General features: G+C 59.7%; 1 protein-coding gene. It reads left to right on the top strand.

What is annotated here, in order from left to right:
- Positions 1-29 precede the first annotated feature (29 nt).
- On the top strand, positions 30-233 hold a 204-nt coding region (locus SCA31_RS25630; RefSeq protein ID WP_410699736.1), incomplete at its 3' end, for a hypothetical protein.

Below are 233 nucleotides of genomic sequence, written 5' to 3'. Positions count from 1 at the left end.
CCCCATTCTGTTCAAAACCGGTCTCGCTCATGAAGAAATTCTGGATCACAGTCAGCATCGTCGCAATCGCCGCCGCCGGTATCTGGCAGTTCGGCAATCGCATCCCCTATGCACAGCAGGTTCCCTATCTTTCGAAACTGATCAAGCAACCAGCCGCCCATGGCTCGGGCAAGGGAGATGGCAGCGCCAAAGGCGGCGATCAGCAGGCAGCGGCCGGCGATGCGGCAGCATCC

This window comes from Chryseobacterium sp. SIMBA_028, assembly GCF_046535285.1.
GTDB lineage: Bacteria > Bacteroidota > Bacteroidia > Flavobacteriales > Weeksellaceae > Chryseobacterium.
The sequence above is the reverse complement of the archived record's forward strand: the minus strand, read 5'-3'. Positions and strand labels throughout refer to the sequence as shown.